This is a genomic window from Azorhizophilus paspali, assembly GCF_043587585.2.
In the GTDB taxonomy this organism is placed as follows: domain Bacteria; phylum Pseudomonadota; class Gammaproteobacteria; order Pseudomonadales; family Pseudomonadaceae; genus Azotobacter; species Azotobacter paspali.
The window spans coordinates 3,597,530-3,614,317 of the sequence record NZ_CP171449.1; the positions used below are offsets into that span (position 1 = coordinate 3,597,530).

General features: G+C 68.1%; 20 protein-coding genes. 11 read left to right on the forward strand and 9 right to left on the reverse strand.

What is annotated here, in order from left to right:
* Positions 1 to 66: 66 nt before the first annotated feature.
* A complete protein-coding gene (locus ACGI6K_RS17375) occupies positions 67 to 930 on the reverse strand; it encodes an alpha/beta fold hydrolase (RefSeq protein WP_376945705.1) in 864 nt (287 codons plus the stop codon).
* Positions 931 to 1,027: 97 nt separating this feature from the next.
* Between ACGI6K_RS17375 and ACGI6K_RS17380 the strand changes: the two genes are divergently transcribed.
* Positions 1,028 to 1,798, forward strand: a complete 771-nt coding sequence (locus tag ACGI6K_RS17380) for a phytanoyl-CoA dioxygenase family protein (RefSeq protein WP_376945703.1) — start codon at positions 1,028 to 1,030, stop codon at positions 1,796 to 1,798.
* A gap of 323 nt (positions 1,799 to 2,121) precedes the next feature.
* Here the strand turns inward: ACGI6K_RS17380 and ACGI6K_RS17385 are convergent, their stop codons facing one another.
* The gene (locus ACGI6K_RS17385; protein ID WP_376945701.1) at positions 2,122 to 2,649 is read right to left on the reverse strand and encodes a cytochrome b/b6 domain-containing protein; all 528 of its coding nucleotides are present in this window, start codon (positions 2,647 to 2,649) and stop codon (positions 2,122 to 2,124) included.
* Positions 2,650 to 2,655: 6 nt separating this feature from the next.
* Complete coding sequence (locus ACGI6K_RS17390) at positions 2,656 to 2,922, reverse strand: PepSY domain-containing protein (RefSeq protein ID WP_376945699.1); 267 nt, start codon at positions 2,920 to 2,922, stop codon at positions 2,656 to 2,658.
* Between the two features lie 265 nt (positions 2,923 to 3,187).
* Between ACGI6K_RS17390 and ACGI6K_RS17395 the strand changes: the two genes are divergently transcribed.
* Positions 3,188 to 3,352 carry a hypothetical protein gene (locus ACGI6K_RS17395; protein WP_376945697.1) on the forward strand — a complete coding sequence of 55 codons (165 nt, stop codon included), beginning with the start codon at positions 3,188 to 3,190 and terminating at the stop codon, positions 3,350 to 3,352.
* A 9-nt stretch (positions 3,353 to 3,361) separates the two neighbouring features.
* On the opposite strand, the gene ACGI6K_RS17400 is transcribed toward ACGI6K_RS17395, so the two are convergent.
* Positions 3,362 to 4,540, reverse strand: a complete 1,179-nt coding sequence (locus ACGI6K_RS17400; protein ID WP_376945695.1) for a multidrug effflux MFS transporter — start codon at positions 4,538 to 4,540, stop codon at positions 3,362 to 3,364.
* Between the two features lie 273 nt (positions 4,541 to 4,813).
* Here ACGI6K_RS17400 and ACGI6K_RS17405 point away from each other — a divergent pair, with 273 nt between their 5' ends.
* On the forward strand, positions 4,814 to 5,467 hold the full coding sequence (locus ACGI6K_RS17405) for a TetR family transcriptional regulator (protein ID WP_376945693.1): 654 nt from the start codon (positions 4,814 to 4,816) through the stop codon (positions 5,465 to 5,467).
* Here the strand turns inward: ACGI6K_RS17405 and ACGI6K_RS17410 are convergent.
* Entirely contained in the window at positions 5,446 to 5,643 is a 198-nt protein-coding gene (locus ACGI6K_RS17410) for a heavy-metal-associated domain-containing protein (RefSeq protein WP_376945691.1), read from the reverse strand. The genes ACGI6K_RS17405 and ACGI6K_RS17410 overlap by 22 nt on opposite strands.
* A gap of 102 nt (positions 5,644 to 5,745) precedes the next feature.
* On the opposite strand from ACGI6K_RS17410, the gene cueR reads away from it, so the two are divergent.
* The gene (gene cueR / locus ACGI6K_RS17415; protein WP_376945689.1) at positions 5,746 to 6,162 is read left to right on the forward strand and encodes a Cu(I)-responsive transcriptional regulator; all 417 of its coding nucleotides are present in this window, start codon (positions 5,746 to 5,748) and stop codon (positions 6,160 to 6,162) included.
* A 48-nt stretch (positions 6,163 to 6,210) separates the two neighbouring features.
* Here cueR and bfr read toward each other — a convergent pair whose 3' ends face one another.
* Positions 6,211 to 6,675 carry a bacterioferritin gene (gene bfr / locus ACGI6K_RS17420; RefSeq protein ID WP_376945687.1) on the reverse strand — a complete coding sequence of 155 codons (465 nt, stop codon included), beginning with the start codon at positions 6,673 to 6,675 and terminating at the stop codon, positions 6,211 to 6,213.
* 165 nt (positions 6,676 to 6,840) lie between these two features.
* Between bfr and ACGI6K_RS17425 the strand changes: the two genes are divergently transcribed.
* From ACGI6K_RS17425 to ACGI6K_RS17435, 3 genes are read left to right on the forward strand one after another with little or no spacing between them, the layout of a single operon-like run.
* Entirely contained in the window at positions 6,841 to 7,077 is a 237-nt protein-coding gene (locus ACGI6K_RS17425) for a hypothetical protein (protein WP_376945685.1), read from the forward strand.
* A gap of 54 nt (positions 7,078 to 7,131) precedes the next feature.
* Positions 7,132 to 8,052, forward strand: coding sequence for a histone deacetylase family protein (locus tag ACGI6K_RS17430; protein ID WP_376945683.1), 921 nt, complete (start codon positions 7,132 to 7,134; stop codon positions 8,050 to 8,052).
* Positions 8,053 to 8,106: 54 nt separating this feature from the next.
* Entirely contained in the window at positions 8,107 to 9,339 is a 1,233-nt protein-coding gene (locus tag ACGI6K_RS17435; RefSeq protein ID WP_376945681.1) for a TIGR03862 family flavoprotein, read from the forward strand.
* A gap of 19 nt (positions 9,340 to 9,358) precedes the next feature.
* On the opposite strand, the gene ACGI6K_RS17440 is transcribed toward ACGI6K_RS17435, so the two are convergent.
* The 3 genes from ACGI6K_RS17440 to hrpB all read right to left on the reverse strand — a co-directional run bounded on the left by ACGI6K_RS17440 (position 9,359) and on the right by hrpB (position 14,241).
* Entirely contained in the window at positions 9,359 to 10,663 is a 1,305-nt protein-coding gene (locus ACGI6K_RS17440) for a DEAD/DEAH box helicase (protein WP_376945679.1), read from the reverse strand.
* Positions 10,664 to 10,905: 242 nt separating this feature from the next.
* Positions 10,906 to 11,661, reverse strand: a complete 756-nt coding sequence (locus tag ACGI6K_RS17445) for an SDR family oxidoreductase (RefSeq protein ID WP_376945677.1) — start codon at positions 11,659 to 11,661, stop codon at positions 10,906 to 10,908.
* Between the two features lie 69 nt (positions 11,662 to 11,730).
* The gene (hrpB, locus tag ACGI6K_RS17450) at positions 11,731 to 14,241 is read right to left on the reverse strand and encodes an ATP-dependent helicase HrpB (RefSeq protein WP_376945675.1); all 2,511 of its coding nucleotides are present in this window, start codon (positions 14,239 to 14,241) and stop codon (positions 11,731 to 11,733) included.
* Between the two features lie 107 nt (positions 14,242 to 14,348).
* On the opposite strand from hrpB, the gene ACGI6K_RS17455 reads away from it, so the two are divergent.
* The 4 genes from ACGI6K_RS17455 (at position 14,349) to ACGI6K_RS17470 (ending at position 16,782) form a co-directional block, all read left to right on the forward strand.
* Complete coding sequence (locus ACGI6K_RS17455) at positions 14,349 to 14,768, forward strand: polyribonucleotide nucleotidyltransferase (protein ID WP_376945673.1); 420 nt, start codon at positions 14,349 to 14,351, stop codon at positions 14,766 to 14,768.
* Positions 14,769 to 14,837: 69 nt separating this feature from the next.
* Positions 14,838 to 15,719, forward strand: coding sequence for a cation diffusion facilitator family transporter (locus ACGI6K_RS17460; protein ID WP_376945671.1), 882 nt, complete (start codon positions 14,838 to 14,840; stop codon positions 15,717 to 15,719).
* A 320-nt stretch (positions 15,720 to 16,039) separates the two neighbouring features.
* Positions 16,040 to 16,519, forward strand: a complete 480-nt coding sequence (locus tag ACGI6K_RS17465; protein WP_376945669.1) for an Lrp/AsnC family transcriptional regulator — start codon at positions 16,040 to 16,042, stop codon at positions 16,517 to 16,519.
* Between the two features lie 59 nt (positions 16,520 to 16,578).
* Positions 16,579 to 16,782, forward strand: a complete 204-nt coding sequence (locus ACGI6K_RS17470; RefSeq protein ID WP_376945667.1) for a DUF2788 domain-containing protein — start codon at positions 16,579 to 16,581, stop codon at positions 16,780 to 16,782.
* The last annotated feature ends 6 nt before the right edge of the window (positions 16,783 to 16,788 follow it).

Genomic DNA, 16,788 nt, shown 5'->3' on the forward strand with positions numbered 1-16,788 from the left:
ACACATGGCCTGCCACCATGACAGCTCCCGGAAGTGCGGCCACTCTCCCGAGCAGTCCCCGGCGAGTCAAGACGCGGGGAACAGCGCTTTGAAACAGTCTGCTACAGCCTGGGCGCCGGCCTCGTCGTCCAGATGCAGATGATGTCCGCCGGGCAGCTCGTGCACCTCGAAGGATAGCTGCTCCAGCAGCGCCGCCAGCGACGGCCGGCCGGTCAGCAGCCCCTCGCGGGCCAGTACCAGGCTCACCGGACAACGCACCGCACGCAAAAACGCCTCGGCCTGGGCCGAGTCCAGGCGCAGCGCATAGGGCAGACGCAGACGGCTGTCGGCCCGCCAGGTATAACCGCCGGGCACCGGCATCAAGCCGCGTTCGGCGAGCCGCTCGGCGGCCTCGCGGCTCAGCGCGGCCATTCCGTGCATGCGCGCCAGCACCGCCCGCTCGACGTTCTCGTAGACCGGCTTGCGCTTGCCAGCCAGCGCCAGGTGCCCGCGCAGGGCATCGCCGAGTTGCTGTGGCGCCTCGGCGGCCTCGCGGGTGATCGGCATGCCGCCGTCGATCAACGCCAGCCGCTCGACCCGTTCCGGCAGCGCACCGGCCAGCAGCACGGCGACGATGGCGCCCATGGAGTGGCCGAGCAGAGAGAAGCGTTGCCAGCCGAACTGCTCGGCGACCTGCAACACGTCGAAGGCATGTTCCCAATGGCTGTAGCCCAGGCCGGCCGGACGATGGGCGGAATGGCCGTGGCCGGCGAAGTCCAGGGCGACGATGCGCAGTCCCGCCAGGCGCGGCGCCAGGCGGGAAAAACTCATGGCATTGTCCAGCCAGCCATGCAGGGCCAGCACCGGCGGACCGTCTTCCGGTCCATAGAGATGGGCGGCCAGTTCGATATGGGGCAGATTGAGGCGAACCTCTTCGCAGTGCAGGCTCATGGACGACCCTCGGCGACCAGGATGAGGAGCCGCAGCATAGCGGATGCAGAGCCCGCGCCGACGGTTCTAGACTGAGCGAAAAGCGGAAACCGAAAGTATGCCCCATGTCTCCGTCATCCCGGAACCGACCGCCCGGCGTCTGCAGGCGCTGCACGAGGAGGGCTTCACATTGCTGCCCGGCGCGCTGGATGCCGGACAGATCGCCAGGTTGCGCGACGCCATCGATCGTCTCGAACCCGAGCACTGGGACTACACCGGCCTGGTTGATCACTACAAGTGCGTATTCGACCGATCGCCTCTGTGGCTGCCTTACCTCGACCTGCCGGGGGTGATCGAACTGGCCGAAGCCGCGCTCGGCGCCGACTGCCATGTGATCGGCCAGACCGCTTGGCGTTGCCATCCCGGCTTCATCGGCGCCGGCCTGCACCTCGACTATCTGGTCATGGAACTGCCGCCGAACCTGCTCGCCGATCCGGCCTTCCAGTTGCCCATGCAGATTTGCACGGCGCATCTCTACCTCGACGAGATCGACGAGGATCTCTGTCCGACCCTGGTCATTCCCGGCAGCCACCGCGCCGGTCGGCCGCCCCATCCGGGCGAGGAGCACTGGCAGGGCCTCGCGCCCGAACCGGTACTGTGCCGGGCCGGCGACCTGCTGTTCTTTCGCAGCGAACTCTGGCATGCCGGCAGTCGCAACCGCACGCCGGACCGGACACGCTACCTGCTGCAGGTGCACTACGGCCGGCGGATGGTGGCGCAGAAGTTCTCGCCCTACCTGTATTGGCGCTTCGATCCGGCAGTGCTGGCCGCCTGCACGGCGCGCCAGCGACGCCTGCTGGGCGACCACGAGCCGGCGGAATACGACTGATGGGACGCCGCATCCGGCTTTTATTCACAAAGACTGTGGGCACAACTGTGAATAACGCCGGGATGAGTGGCTGGCGGCCGCAGCGGACCTGGCTCGCGGACGCTCCGTACAGTTTTCGTCCAGCGCCGCCCCGGTGGCCTGCCCTCCCCTTCGTCCACAGGCTCCCGAGCAGCGGAGGGTTTTTCCCGAGATCGGACTGCGTTTCTCAACAATAGGCGGGGAAAAGGCTGTGGATAAAGCCGGGATGGCTGGGCCGGATGTCGAGCCAGCGCGGGCTCCAGCAGGTTGCGTAAAAAATCGCCAATCGGCTGGGCAATTCCCGGCTACAGCTTGCGCCGCCGACCGGTGATCATCGACAGGGGCAGGTTCTCGCGCAGACGGACGCTTTCGATCAAAGCCGCCGCCAAATGCAGGCAGACCAGCACGAGCAGAACGTCGGCCAGCGACTCGTGCAGCACCTCGAGCGCATCCGAGCCCCAGAAGTAGTCGACCTCCTTCATCAGGAAGCCGCTCACGCCGAGGCCGGACATGCAGGCCATCATCAGGATCATCACCAGCGCGCCCAGCGGCGAATGACCGAGCCGGTGGTACGAACGACCGCTCCCCAGCGCCCGCAGGTGCTCGGCCAGACGCGCCCGGGTCGGCCAGAAATCCGCCCAGCGCGCCGCCGGCGTGCCGACGAATCCCCACAACACCCGGATCGGAATCCAGGCCAGCGCGAAGTAGCCCAGCCAGACATGCCAGGACTCGCCCGTCTCGGTAAAGAAATAGTTGGCGACGAACACGCCGGCCAGCGACCAGTGGAACAGGCGCACCAGCGGGTCCCACAGGCGCAGGGTTTCGCTGCCCACGACCGCTCAGTCCTTGATGTTTTCCTTGACTGGCTTGCCGCTCACCGGATCGAAGTAGATCTCGACCTTGCGCCTGTCCTTGTCGAATCCGTAGATCTCGTAGCAGTTGCCGTCGGTAACCTTGAACTTCCTGATCTCGTAGCCCTGAGCCTTGAGCTGTTCCTGGAACTTCGCCGAGTCCTGCCACTGGGCCTTGTCGACCTCGCTGCAGCGGGGGCCGGCGAGAGCCAGCGGGCTGGCCAGGGCGAGACCCAGCAGGATGATTTTGCGCATGGAAACGACCTCGTGTGAAATAGTGGCGCGACTCTGTGCCTGTCGCATTAAAGCAACCTTAACGATAGTCGGCCAGCATGATCGCTACGGCCAAGCTCGATCACCCATCGGCAAGCGACGCCGCGGGCAGGCGATTTGCCACAGTGCGCTTCCGGCCCCTCTTGACCCGTGTCATCCAGCGCGACGCCGCGCAGCCGGAGCATTCCGGAAAGAAAGGTAGTGCCGGGCGCGACCTGCCCCGGCGGCGACAAGAAAGGAGAAAGCCATGCACGTCATCATTCGACCGATCGTCGGCCCCCGGGACCGCTGGACGGTGCAACTGGACAGGTTCGCGATACCGTTTCGTAGCGAACACGAGGCCCGCAAGTTCGCCAATCGCCTGGAGAACCGCCTGAAGGCACCGCATTCCTGGCCGCGGAACGAGCGCTGAACGACGCGCTCAACGCGACCGGGTATCCAGTTGGCCGCTGTACCAGCCGACGCCCGCCGCGATCAGTGCACACAGGCCGATCACCTGGGCCATGGGCAGGGCGCTGCCGTCGTGCAGCGCACCGACCAGGGCCGAGGCCAGCGCCGCCATGCAAAACTGCAGGCTGCCCAGCAATGCCGAGGCGCTACCCACCTGAGCACCCTGCTTGGCCAGGGCGCAGGCCATGGCGTTGGGCATGATCGCCCCGAGGCTGGCAATGCAGACGAACAGCGGCGGCAGCAGTGGCCATAGCGTCGCCGGCCGGGCCAGCGCCACCAGCAGCAAGACCAGTGCGCTGCCGGCATGCAGCCAGATCACCCGGCGCAGCCAGAACCCCGGGCCGCGCCAGTGCAGCACCCGGGCATTGAGCTGGGACACCAGGATGAAGCCCGCCGCGTTGCTGCCGAACAGCCAGCCATAGTGCTCCTCCGGTACCCCGTAGAGTTCGATGAAGACGAACGGCGAGCCGGCGATGTAGGCGAACATCCCGGCCATGGCCACCCCGCCGGCTAGGCTGAAGCTCATGAACTCCCGGTCGCGCAGCAGCCCGAAGTAGCGCTGGAAACCCTCGCCGAAGGAAGGGCGCGGCGTATCGCCGGCCAGGGTTTCCGGCAGCAGCAGGAGTACGGCCAGGAAGGTCAGCGTACCGAACAGGGCCAGGCAGAGGAAGATCGACTGCCAACCGAACGCCTGGAGCAACAGTCCGCCGGCCAGGGGCGCGAGGATAGGTGCCAGTCCCATCACCAGCATCAGGCGGGAAAACACCTTCGCGCTGGTCAGCGGGTCGCACAGATCGCGGACCACGGCGCGGGCGACCACAATGCCGGCGCAGCCACCGAGCGCCTGGGCGAAGCGCGCCACGATCAGTTGCTCGAGGCTGCCGGCCAGGGCGCAAGCCAGCGATGCCAAACTGAACAATGCGACGCCGAAAAGCAGTGGCAGGCGCCGGCCGAGGCGGTCGGCCAGCGGCCCGTAGGCCAGTTGGCCGATGGTCATGCCGATGAAATAGGCCGCCAGGGACAATTGAACATGCTCCACATCGGTGCCGAAGGCGGCGGCCAGGGTAGGAAAGCTGGGCAGGTAGAAGTCGATGGCCAGTGGACCGAAGGCCGTCAGGGCACCGAGAATCAGCAGCAAGGGTAGAGTCAAGTGGGCGAACTCCCTCCGCAGCGAGGACGGCCACGGAACGTTTGGAGAAGAACGGAGGGCGAAGGATACGACGGCATCCGGCGGATGCTTACATGCGGATGTGCTTGTAAACAAGGAGTAAACAGAGCGTTCCAGGCAGCAAAGGCAGGTAAACTCCAGTACCTCAGCCGAGCGCAACCGGTCCTGTCGACTGGCGCAGCTCCTGCACGGGCCAAGGGTTGGAGCCAGCCCGTAAAGGGATTTTTCATTACCGCCAATCATTCAGAACACGCTATGCGCCGAACCAAGGCTGATGCCGAAAAGACCCGCGAAAACATCCTTGCTACCGCCGAGCGGCTATTTCTACGCAACGGCGTGGCCCATACCAGCCTGGAACAGATCGCCCGCGCCAGCGGCGTGACCCGTGGTGCGGTCTACTGGCATTTCCAGAACAAGAGCCATCTGCTCAACGAGATACTCGACCAGGTCCGCCCTCGGCCGGAACAGATCGCCGAGCGGCTGAATGCCCCGGCGCAAGCTTACCCCCTGCAGAATCTGCGCGACCTGCTCGTGGAAATCATGGCCGACCTGGCCGTCAACGAGCAGGAGCGCAACATCCTGACGATCCTGCTGATGCGCTGCGAATTCACCGACGAATTGAGCGACGCCCAGGAACGCCATACCAACTTCATCAACCAGTTCATCGCCCTCAGCGAGGAACAGTTCGAACGCGAGCGGCAACGCCTGCGTCCCGGCATCAGCCCGCCATTGGCGGCGCGCCTACTGCACGCCACCCTGGTCGGCATGCTCAGCGACGGCCTGCGCGATCCCGGACTGTTCGACCTCCAGATCGAGGCGCCGGTGATGATCGACGCCCTGTTCAGTGGCCTGCTCTGCGACTGGCGGATCGCCGGCCAGCGCCCCGTTCAGACCGGCGCCACCTCGTAGCCCTCCTCGCGGATCGCCTCCATCACCTGCTCGGCAGGCAACCGGCTGGTCACCCTCACCTCGCCGCTGGGCAGGTCCACCTGCACCTCGGCTGCGGCATCCAGCGCCTGCACCGCCTGGGTGACGGCGCGTACGCAATGGCCGCAACTCATGCCCTTCACTTGAAACTTCTGCATCCTGACACTCCTCTAGAGAATGGGAGGGCACAGTGTCGAGCTTGCCCCCCGGGCAAGGTCAAGTCCCGGAACGGGCCAGTGGCCCTGTAGAGGAAAGCTGCGATGAACATCGGCCAAGCAGCGAAGCACAGCGGCCTGTCCGCCAAAATGATCCGCCATTACGAAGCCATCGGCCTGATCGCCCCGGCCGGGCACGGTACCAATGGCTATCGCCACTACACCAAGGCCGATCTGCAGCGCCTCGCCTTCATCAAGCGTTCGCGGGATCTGGGCTTTTCGCTGGCCGAGGTCGGCTGGCTACTCGACCTCTGGGAAAACAGCCAGCGCACCAGCGCCGCGGTGAAGGCGCTGCTCTGCGCGCATATCGAAGGGCTGGAGTGCCGGATCGATACACTCGCCAGCCTGCGCGACACGCTCCGCAACCTGGTGGATCACTGCCGGGGCGACGAGCGCCCGGACTGTCCGATCATCAGGGAGCTGAAGACGGGCGGCCAGCGCATGGACCGATGTCCATCCTGACGGCGAGCCCCATGGCGAAAGACTCCGGCCGTAGGCCGGAGCGGAAACTCACATCTGCGACTGCAGGTAGTTCTGCAAGCCGATGCGATCGATCAGGCCGAGCTGCTGCTCCAGCCAGTAGGCATGGTCTTCCTCGGTGTCGTCGAGCTGCGCCTGGAGGATGTTGCGGGTGACATAGTCGCCGAGCTGTTCGCAGAGCTCGATGCCCTTGGCCAGCGCGTCGCGCACGTGGTACTCGAGCGCCAGGTCGTTGCGCAGCATTTCCGGCACGGTCTGCCCCGGATTGATCGGCTCGGGACTCATGTCCGGCGCTCCCTGCAGAAACAGGATGCGTTTCAGCAGAGCGTCGGCATGCTGGGTCTCCTCGCTCATCTCGTGGTCCATGCGCTCGTGGAGCTTGCTCAGGCCCCAATCGGCGTATATCCGCGAGTGCAGCATGTACTGATCGCGTGCCGCCAGTTCGCCGCGCAGCAATTCCTTCAAATAGTCGACGACTTGCGCCTGCCCCTGCATTTAAACCCCCCGTTAACTGAAAGAAAGCGCGCAAGGATCGGTCTTGGGCGCTTCATGGTCAAGACCGGCCGCTTACCGAGTTTCCCAGAAGCATAGCCGGCCAAAATCAGGAAACCCGCATGATTCTGCAGGTCAAACGCTACAGCGACAAGCAGGAAGAGCACCATGACCAGACTCGAACACTATATCGTCCAGTACAGCATCAACGGCCGGAGCGACTCCCTGACCATGCAGGGCTACAGCGAACCGACCCTGAATCAGGCGCGCCTGCAGATCCTGCTCAAGCACATTGCGCAACTGCAGATCGCCGAGGACGCGCCCTGGGAGCGGCCCACCCGGCCCAGCCTGGAAAGCCGCACCGAGGAGCTTGGCGTCAGCGATATCCGCATCCGGCGCACTTGAGCCCCGCCACGGCTGCCCGCCATCATGGACCGCCCCTTGCCGCGGAGTGCCGCCATGTCCTTGCCGCTGGTCTACCACGACGAATACAGCCCGCCCCTCCCGGAGGGCCACCGCTTTCCCATGGAAAAGTTCCGCTTGCTGCACGATCATCTGGTCGACAGCGGCCTGACCAGCGACGCCGAGCTGCGCCGCCCCGAGCCCTGTCCGACGGACATCCTCACCCTGGCCCACGACCCGGCCTACATCGAGCGCTACTGCAGCGGCGCACTGAGCAGCGAGGAACTGCGCCGCCTGGGCCTGCCCTGGACCCCGGCGCTGGCCCGGCGCACCGTGCTGGCGGTGGGCGGCTCGCTGCTGACCGCGGAATTGGCCCTGGAACACGGACTCGCCTGCCACCTGGCCGGCGGCACTCATCACGCCCACCACGACCATCCTTCCGGCTTCTGCATCTTCAACGACCTGGCGGTGGTTTCCCGCTACCTGCTGGCGAGCGGGCGGGTCGGCCGCGTGCTGATCTTCGACTGCGACGTGCACCAGGGCGACGGCACCGCGCGCATCCTCGAAGACACCCCAGAGGCGATCACCGTGTCGCTGCACTGCGAGCAGAACTTCCCGGCGCGCAAGGCCAGAAGCGACTGGGACATCGGCTTGCCGCGCGGCATGGGCGACGCCGACTACCTGAAGGTGGTCGACGACGCGCTGAACTACCTGTTGCCGCTGTACCAGCCGGACCTTGTGCTCTACGACGCCGGCGTGGACGTGCACCAGGACGATGCCCTCGGTTACCTAGCGCTTAGCGATGCTGGCCTCGCCGCCCGCGACGGCACCGTGCTGCGCCACTGCCTCGCGCGCGGGATCGCGGTGCTCGGCGTGATCGGCGGCGGCTACGACCGGGACCGCGCCGCCCTGGCGCGGCGCCACGGCATTCTCCACCACAGCGCCGCGCGCCTCTGGCGGGAACTCGGCCTCGGCTGAAGCCGTACCGTCGGCGCAGTAGAATGCGCCCCCCGCCTCTGCCCAGGAGCCTGCATGTCCGACGTCACTTCCACCCCCATGGTCGCCATCATCGGCGGCGGACCGGCCGGACTGATGGCCGCCGAGGTGCTGAGCCGGGCGGGCCTTGCCGTCGAGCTGTACGAACGCATGCCCTCGGTCGGGCGCAAGTTCCTGCTCGCCGGGGTCGGCGGGATGAACATCACCCACGCGGAGGCGCGCGAAGCCTTCCTATCCCGCTATGGCACGCGACGCGCGGAAATCGGACGGCTGCTGGAGGGGTTCGATGCCCAGGCGCTGCGCCAATGGGTGCACGGCCTGGGCATCGACACCTTCGTCGGCAGCTCCGGACGGGTGTTCCCCGCCGACATGAAGGCCGCACCGCTGCTGCGCGCCTGGCTGCGGCGCCTGCGCGAGGCTGGCGTGCGAATCCACACCCGTCACCGCTGGCTCGGCTGGGACGCCGATGGCGCCCTACGCCTGGCCACTGCGGCGGGCGAGCGGCGTATCCGGCCCGCCGCCACCCTGCTCGCCCTGGGCGGCGGCAGTTGGGCGCGGCTCGGCTCGGACGGCGCCTGGGTTCCGCTGCTGGAAGCGCGCGGCATGGCGGTCGCGCCCCTGCGTCCGGCCAACTGCGGCTTCGATGTGGCCGGCTGGAGCGCGCACCTGCGCGAACGTTTCGCCGGCGCGCCGTTGAAGAACGTCGCTCTGGGCCTGGACGACGGGCCGGCGCGGCAGGGGGAGTTCGTGCTGACCGCCGGGGGAATCGAAGGCAGCCTGGTTTACGCGCTGTCCGCGACGATCCGCGACAGGATCGAGCGCGAAGGCGGCGCCACCGTCTTCATCGACCTGCTGCCACGGCACGCGCCGGCCAGGGTGCTCGCCGCCCTGCGCAAGCCACGCGGCTCGCGCTCCATGGCCAGGCACCTGCACGGCCAGCTCGGCCTCGACGGGACCAAGGCCGCGCTGCTGCGCGAATTGGCGCCGACCGCCGCCTTCGCCGAACCGGAACGGTTGGCCGGGCTGATCAAAGCATTGCCGCTCGAATTGGTGCGCCCGCGCCCGCTGGACGAGGCGATCAGCAGCGCCGGCGGCGTGCTTTTCGAGGCACTGGACGAAAACCTGATGCTGCGCGAGGCACCGGGCATCTTCTGCGCCGGCGAGATGCTCGACTGGGAGGCGCCGACCGGCGGCTACCTGCTCACCGCCTGCTTCGCCGGCGGCCGGGCCGCGGCCCACGGGCTGCTGCGCTGGCTCGGATACCGATAGGAGAGCGCACCGGACCGGCCTACTTCTTCCTGTCCGGCAGCGTACTCAGATTGGGCATCTGGCGTACCGCTTCCACTGCCGGCCGGGCCTTGTCGTCGAGCCGGTCGCCGAATTTGGGGACCGGTTTCTGCCTGGGCTGCTTCGGCTTGCTCAGGATGACGCCACCCAGGGCGGTTTCCGGCACCCGATGCTCGGGGCTGAAGTCGGGCTCCTCGCGGCGCGGCAACAACTGGCGGATCAGCGCCTCGATGGCGGCCAATTGTTCGACCTCGTCGGCGCAGACCAGCGAGATCGCCTCGCCGCTGGCACCGGCGCGGCCGGTACGGCCGATGCGGTGCACGTAGTATTCCGGGACGACCGGCAGATCGAGGTTGACCACCAGCGGCAGACCCTGGATGTCCAGCCCGCGGGCAGCCACGTCGGTGGCCACCAGCACCTGCAACTCGTCGGCCTTGAACTGCTCCAGGGCGCGCAGGCGCGCCGGCTGCGGCAGGTCGCTGTGGATCGCGCCGGCCCGGTAGCCGCGCTGCTGCAGTTCCTCGGCCAGCCGCTCGACGCCCTTGCGGGTGCGCGAGAACACTAGTACCTGCTCCCAGCGCTCGCGCTCCAGCAGATGTAGGAACAGCTCGGCCTTGCGCTTCTTGTCCACCGGGATCATCCACTGGGCGACGCTCGGCGCCGCCGAGTTGGGCGCGCTGATCTCGATGGTCAGCGGGTCGCGCAGTAGGCCGGTGGCGATCTGGCGGATCTCCTCGGAGAAGGTGGCCGAACACAGCAGGGTCTGGCGCTGCGCCGGCAGCAGGGCGAACAGCTCTTCCAGCTCGCGGGAGAAGCCCAAGTCGAGCATGCGATCGGCCTCGTCCAGCACGAGGATCTGCAACTGGTCGAAGCGTACGGCGTTCTGCCGGTACAGGTCGAGCAGCCGGCCGGGCGTGGCCACCAGCACGTCGATCCCCGAACGCAGCAGCATCATCTGCGGATTGATGCTCACCCCGCCATAGGCCACCGCGGTCCGCAACGGCAGCTCCATGCCGCAGGCACGGATGGTCCCATGGACCTGCTCGGCCAGTTCGCGGGTCGGCACCAGCACCAGCGCACGCACCGAGTTGGCGGCGGCCGGCGACCCCTCCAGGGTCAGCCGCTGCAGTACCGGCAGGGCGAAGCCGGCAGTCTTGCCGCTGCCGGTCTGCGCCGCCATCAGCAGGTCGCGGCCGGCCAACAACGCGGGAATCGCCTGGCGCTGCACCGGCGTGGGCAGGATGTAACCGAGTACGGGCAAAGTCCGCAGCAGAGGCTTGATCAAGCCAAGATAGGCAAAGGTCATGACAGGCCACCAGTATGTAAAGGCGTCATCTTACCCGCAAACTTTGCAGGGTTGCTCGAAGAATGGGCAGCAAACGGGACGGCGCCGGACGAAGACAACGAAACGATTATTCCACGGCCCGCCGGAACACGGGCGCAGACCCCGGCGACGGGAAGCGTGCCGGGCGCGCATGTTCATACCCTGTCCCGGCGCCGCCGGCAAGACTCCTCCCTCACCGCCCCCTTGCGTCCCGTCCGGCCCAACTACTGCGCGAGCCGCGCCAGCAGCCGGGCGCGCCAGTCGTAGCTGGGCAGCATCAGCAGATGGCGGCGGCGCAACGCCCCCTGGAAGATCGCCTCGGCGATGTCCTGCGCCGAGGGCAGGCGGCCCGCCGCCTCGGCGCCGGACGGGTCGTCGCACGCCGGTTCGCCGGCGCGGCCGGGACACACCAGCATCACGTTGACACCGTCCGCCGCGACCTCCAGGCGCAGCGTCTCGAACAGCCCGAGCAGCGCCTGCCGGCTGGCGGCCTCGGCGCCACGGCTGACCTGCGGCGGACCGAAGGCGGGCAGCGCCCCGGCCACGACGATCTGCCCGCGCCGCGCGAGCAGGCCGGGTAGCGCCGCCTGAACGCAATGCAGGGCGCCGAAGAAGTTGATCTCCATGACCCGCCGGAATACTTCCGGCGCGGTGTCGCAGATGCCGCCGCAGTGATGGACGACAGCGCAGCAGGCGAGCAGATCGATGCCGCCGAAACGCTCGCCGACCAGCGTTACGGCATGCTCCACCGCCAGCGCGTCGGTCAGGTCGCAAGGCAATCCGAGCGCCGCGCAGTTGTGATGGTCGGCCAGGTGCTCGACCAGGCTGTCCAGCGCAGCCATATCGAGGTCGAGCAGCGCCAGACTCGCGCCGGCCTGCGCCAGGCGTACCGCCAGCGCCCGGCCGACGTCGGAGCAGCCGCCGCCGATCAGCGCCACCTGGCGCTCGAATAACCTGCCAGCGAAGACCTTGCGATGCATGCCACCTCCTTGGGCTGGCGGAAACGATCCCGCCGAAACCTTCCAGCATAGCTCGGCGGGCCGGACCTACTACCGCGGTCTGGCGCGGGCGGTGGGTTCGGCGATCAGCGGGTCGTCCGGCCAGTAGTGCTTGGGATAGCGCCCCTTGAGGTCCTTTTTCACTTCGGCGTAGGTATTGGCCCAGAAGCTCGCCAGATCCTGGGTGACCTGCACCGGTCGGCGCGCTGGCGACAGCAGGTGCAGCTTGACCGCCAGCCGCCCGCCGGCGATGCGCGGCGTCTGCGCCAGGCCGAACAGCTCCTGCAGGCGTACGGCGAGCACCGGCGGTTCTTCGGCGTAGTCGAGACGGATGCGCGAGCCGGACGGTACGGCGACGGCCGGCGGCGCCAATTCGTCGAGACGCTGCGGCAACGGCCAGGGCAGCAATCCCTTGAGAATGCCGGGCAAATCCAGCGCGGCGAAATGGCTGAGCCGCGAGACCTGCCCCAGATACGGGGCCAACCAGTCCTCCAGGTTCGCCAGCAGGGCCGCGTCGGACAAGTCCGGCCAGTCGCTTTCGCCCTTTTCCGCCAGATCGAGGCGACGCAGCAGCGCCAGCCGCGCCTGCCACTGGCGCAGCTCGGGCGTCCAGGGCAGCAGCTCCAGGCCCTTGCGCCGCACCAGGCCGAGCAGCGCCCGGCCGCGCGCCGCCTCGTCGAGCCCCGGCAGCGCCCGACGCTCCAGCACCAGTTCGCCGACCCGCCGCTGGCGCTCGGCGCGCAGCACGCCTTCGCGCTCGTCCCAGTCCAGTTCGTCGCGCACGCTCACCTGCTCGGCGAGCACTGTCTCGAACAGTGCCGGGTCGAGTTCGGCGGCCAGATAGATGCGTTCTTCGCGCTGACCATGGCGGCTACCCAGCTCGGCGACCACCAGCCATGCGTGCTTCATCAGCGCATCCGGCTCGGCGAACAGCGCGGCACGGCCGTTGGCCAGACGGTATTCGCCGCCGGGGCGGCGCTGGCAGGCGATGCGGTCTGGGTAGGCGAAGGCCAGCAGCGCGCCGAGCCAGCGCGGATCATCCGGATCATCGACCTTCTCGCGTACCTCTTTCGGCAATAGTCCGCGGTACTGGCGGGCCAATTGGCGGGCGCGCTGCACGCCGCTCCGGGCGCCGCGCCCGGCCCGCTGCGTGTCGCCGAGCAGGGCCAGGCGGCTGTGCAGGTCGGCGCCGGTGCCGCGCAGGATGTCGCGCTCGCCGAGCAGCGCGGCGACGTCGCAGGCCAGCGCGCCGAGCCCCAGCGCCTGGCCGCGCAGCAGAAGGTGGGCGATGCGCGGATGCGCCGGCAGTCCGGCCATGGCCTGGCCATGGGCACTCAGACTGCCGTTGGGAGCGAGTGCGCCGAGCTTCGCCAGCAGTTCGCGAGCCTGGGCGAAGGCAGCCGCTGGCGGCGCATCGAGCCAGGCCAGATCGGCCGGCTCCACGCCCCAACGCGCCAGTTGTAGGGCGAGCCCGGCGAGATCGGCTTGGAGGATCTCCGCGTCGTCGTGGGCGGGCAGTTGTTCGTGCTGCGCCTGCGACCACAGCCGGTAGCAGACGCCCGGCTCCAGGCGTCCGGCACGGCCGGCGCGCTGGGTCGCCGAGGCACGGGAAATGCGCTGGGTGTCCAGGCGGGTCATGCCGCTGCCGGGATCGAAGCGCGGTACCCGCGCCAGTCCCGCGTCGACCACCACGCGCACGCCGTCGATGGTCAGGCTGGTCTCGGCGATGTTGGTGGCCAACACCACCTTGCGCGCTCCGGCCGGCGCCGGCTCGATGGCGGCGCGCTGGGCGGCCAGGTCCAGTTCGCCGTGCAGCGGGCAGAGCAGGATGCCGACGCGCCCGGCCAGGGCTTCGCCGAGCTGCTCGTGAAGGCGGCGGATCTCCGCTTGGCCGGGCAGGAACACCAGCAGGCTGCCGGACTCCTCATCCAGCGCCTGCAGCACCGTCTGCAGGAGCCGCGGCTCGATCCGCTCGCCGGGCGGCAGCGGCCGTCCCCAGCGGATCTGCACCGGATACATGCGCCCCTCGCTGCGCACCAGCGGCGCATCGTCCAGCAGCGCGGCGAGCCGTTCGCCCTCCAAGGTGGCGGACATCGGCAGCACCCGCAGCGGCGTGTCGCGCAGTAGGGCGCGGCCGTTGATGGTCAACGCCAGGGCCAGGTCGGCGTCCAGGCTGCGCTCGTGGAACTCGTCGAAGATCACCAGGCCGACGCCCTCCAGCGCCGGGTCGTCCTGCAGGCGGCGAGTGAGGATGCCCTCGGTGAGCACCTCGATGCGCGTGCGCGGGCCGACCCGGCTGTCGAGGCGGATGCGGTAGCCGACCGTCTCGCCGACCGCCTCGCCCAGTTCGGCGGCCAGGCGCTCGGCGGCGGCCCGTGCGGCCAGCCGGCGCGGTTCGAGCATCAGGATGCGCTGCCCTTCGAGCCAGGGCTCGTCGAGCAGGGCCAGCGGCACGCGGGTGGTTTTGCCGGCGCCGGGCGGCGCCTCGAGCACGGCCTCGTGGCGCAGGGACAGGGCCTCGCGCAGGGCGGGCAGGACGGCGTCTATGGGTAGCGGATTCATCGGTCACTCCACGGCGGGGCGCCGATTATAGAGGGCACGGCGCATGGACGCCTGTCATGCCGGCCTTGCTATAGTTCCCGCCCCCAGACCACCTTCAGGACAGCTTCATGCACCTTTGGACCCGCATTCTGGGCGGCCTGCTGGCCGTCGCCCTGACCACCCAACTGAGCGCCTGCGGCAGCATCTTCTTTCCCGACCGGCGCGGCCAGATCGAGGGTCGGATCGACTATCTGGTCGCCGGCCTGGACGCCATCGGCCTGCTCTTCTACGTGATCCCTGGGGTGGTCGCCTTCGCCGTCGACTTCACCACCGGCGCCATTTACCTACCGCCGGGCGAAAGCTATTCGGTGGCGCCGCAAACCCTGCGCCGCAGCATCGGCGCCGATGGCCGCATCGACCCGGCGCGACTCAAGACGCTGATCGAGCGAGAAACCGGTCGCCGCCTACCGGCGGGCGAGCCGCGCCTGATCCAGCGCGATCCCGGCCCTGGCCGTCTGGCCGCTGCCGGCCTGCTGCCGCCCGCCTGAAGCTCCACCTGCGCAGCGCCCTGCTATCATGCCGCCCGCCCCCACAGTCGCCGCGAAGATCCCCTACCGATGAAGACCCCGCAGGAACAGGCCCGCCTGATGCGCCTGGCCAGTACCGCCGCCCTGGCGGTGGCCATCGGCCTGGCGCTGGCCAAGGCGATCGCCTGGTGGCTGAGCGGCTCGGTCAGCCTGCTCGCCGGCCTCACCGACTCGCTGCTGGACGGCGCCGCCTCGCTGATCAACTTGCTGGCGGTGCACTACTCGCTGCGTCCGGCGGACGACGACCACCGCTACGGCCACGGAAAGGCCGAGGCGCTGGCCGGTCTCGGCCAGTCGGTGTTCATCGGCGTCAGCGCCCTTCTGGTCGGCGTGCAGAGCATCGACCGCCTGCTGCACCCGCAGCCGCTCCATGCGCAGACCCTGGGAATCGTCGTAATTCTGCTGTCGCTCGCGGCCACCGCCGGCCTGCTGCAGTTCCAGCGCCGCGTGGTGCAGGCGACCGGCTCCACGGCGATCCGCGCCGACTCGCTGCACTACCACTCCGACCTGCTGCTCAACGCCAGCATCCTGCTCGCCCTGCTGCTGGTCAATCTCGGTCTCGGCGAGCTGGACGCACTGTTCGGCATCGGCATCGCCGGCTATATCCTGTGGAGCGCCGTACAGATCGGCCATGAGGCGGTGACCGTGCTGATGGACACCGAGCTGCCCGCACAGGTGCGCCAGCGCATCGCCGAACTGGCCGGCGACGTGCCCGACATCATGGACGTGCACGACCTGCGTACCCGCATTTCCGGCACCCGCTGGTTCGTCCAGTTGCATGTGCGCCTGCCGGGCGAAATGTCGCTGACCGAAGCCCACCGCCGCACCGTGGCGGTGGAGCGGGCGATCCATGCGCAATTCCCACGCGCCGAGGTGCTGGTCCACACCGACCCGCCGCAGGACGAAGACTGAAAATGAAAACGGGAGGACAGGCCTGCGCCTGTCCTCCCGTTTTCGCTCCGTCCGTCGTCGGCGAAAGCCTCGCCGTCTTTCCGCGCTGCCCGGTCTGCGGCGCATGCCCGGATGCCGCGCGACCCGGTAAGATCGCGCGGCCCCGGAACGCCTGGTTGGGCGCGCCGGGTGGACCAGATGTCCGGGCCTCGAAGTGGGGAAAAGAATAGACCCACGAATCCGGCAGAGGATTGCGAACATTGCCCGATGAACTGCGACTTGCGCAATCAGTCATCAGGAAAGCAAGATAATCGGCAATCTTTTCACACAGGCCATCCGCTATGGGCAAACTCGACCGCTACGACCTGCGCATCCTCGCTGAACTGCAGCACGATGCCCGCCTGTCCAACCAGGAGCTGGCCGAGCGCATCGGTCTGTCGCCCTCGCCCTGCTCGCGGCGGGTAAAGCAGCTCGAGGACGACGGCTACATCCTGCGCCAGGTGGCCCTGCTCGACCGCAAGCGGCTCGGCTTGACCCTCACCGCCTACGTGCTGATCGGCATGGACCGGCACACCCCGGACCGCTTTGAGCATTTCGAGGCGGTCATCGGCAAATGTCCGGAGGTGCAGGAGTGCAGCCTGGTCACCGGGATGGACGCCGATTACCAGTTGAAGGTGGTGGTGCCGGACATGGACAGCTACCAGCAGTTCCTGCTCGGTACCCTGACCCGCATCGAGGGCGTTGCCAGCGTGCGATCGAGCTTCGTCCTGCGCCAGGTGCAGTCGAGCACCAAGCTGCCGCTGGAACACCTACGCGCCTGAGACGGAGCCGACTTCGCTATACTCGTCGGCCTTCTCCGTAAGCCCCGCAGGAGGTCGCAGTGGAACCCGAAGTGTTCGAAGAGTGGATGATGATCAGCTTGGTCGGCGGTCTCATTCTGTTCATGGCGTTCATCGTCTGGGATCTGGCGCGCAAATCCAACGCCGGCCGCCTCGGCACCCTGGTGCTGTTCTTCGCCCTCGGCCTCGGCGTGCTCGGCTTCGTCATCAAAACCCTGGTGATCGGCAGCCTGGAAGGTTTCTGAGCGCCT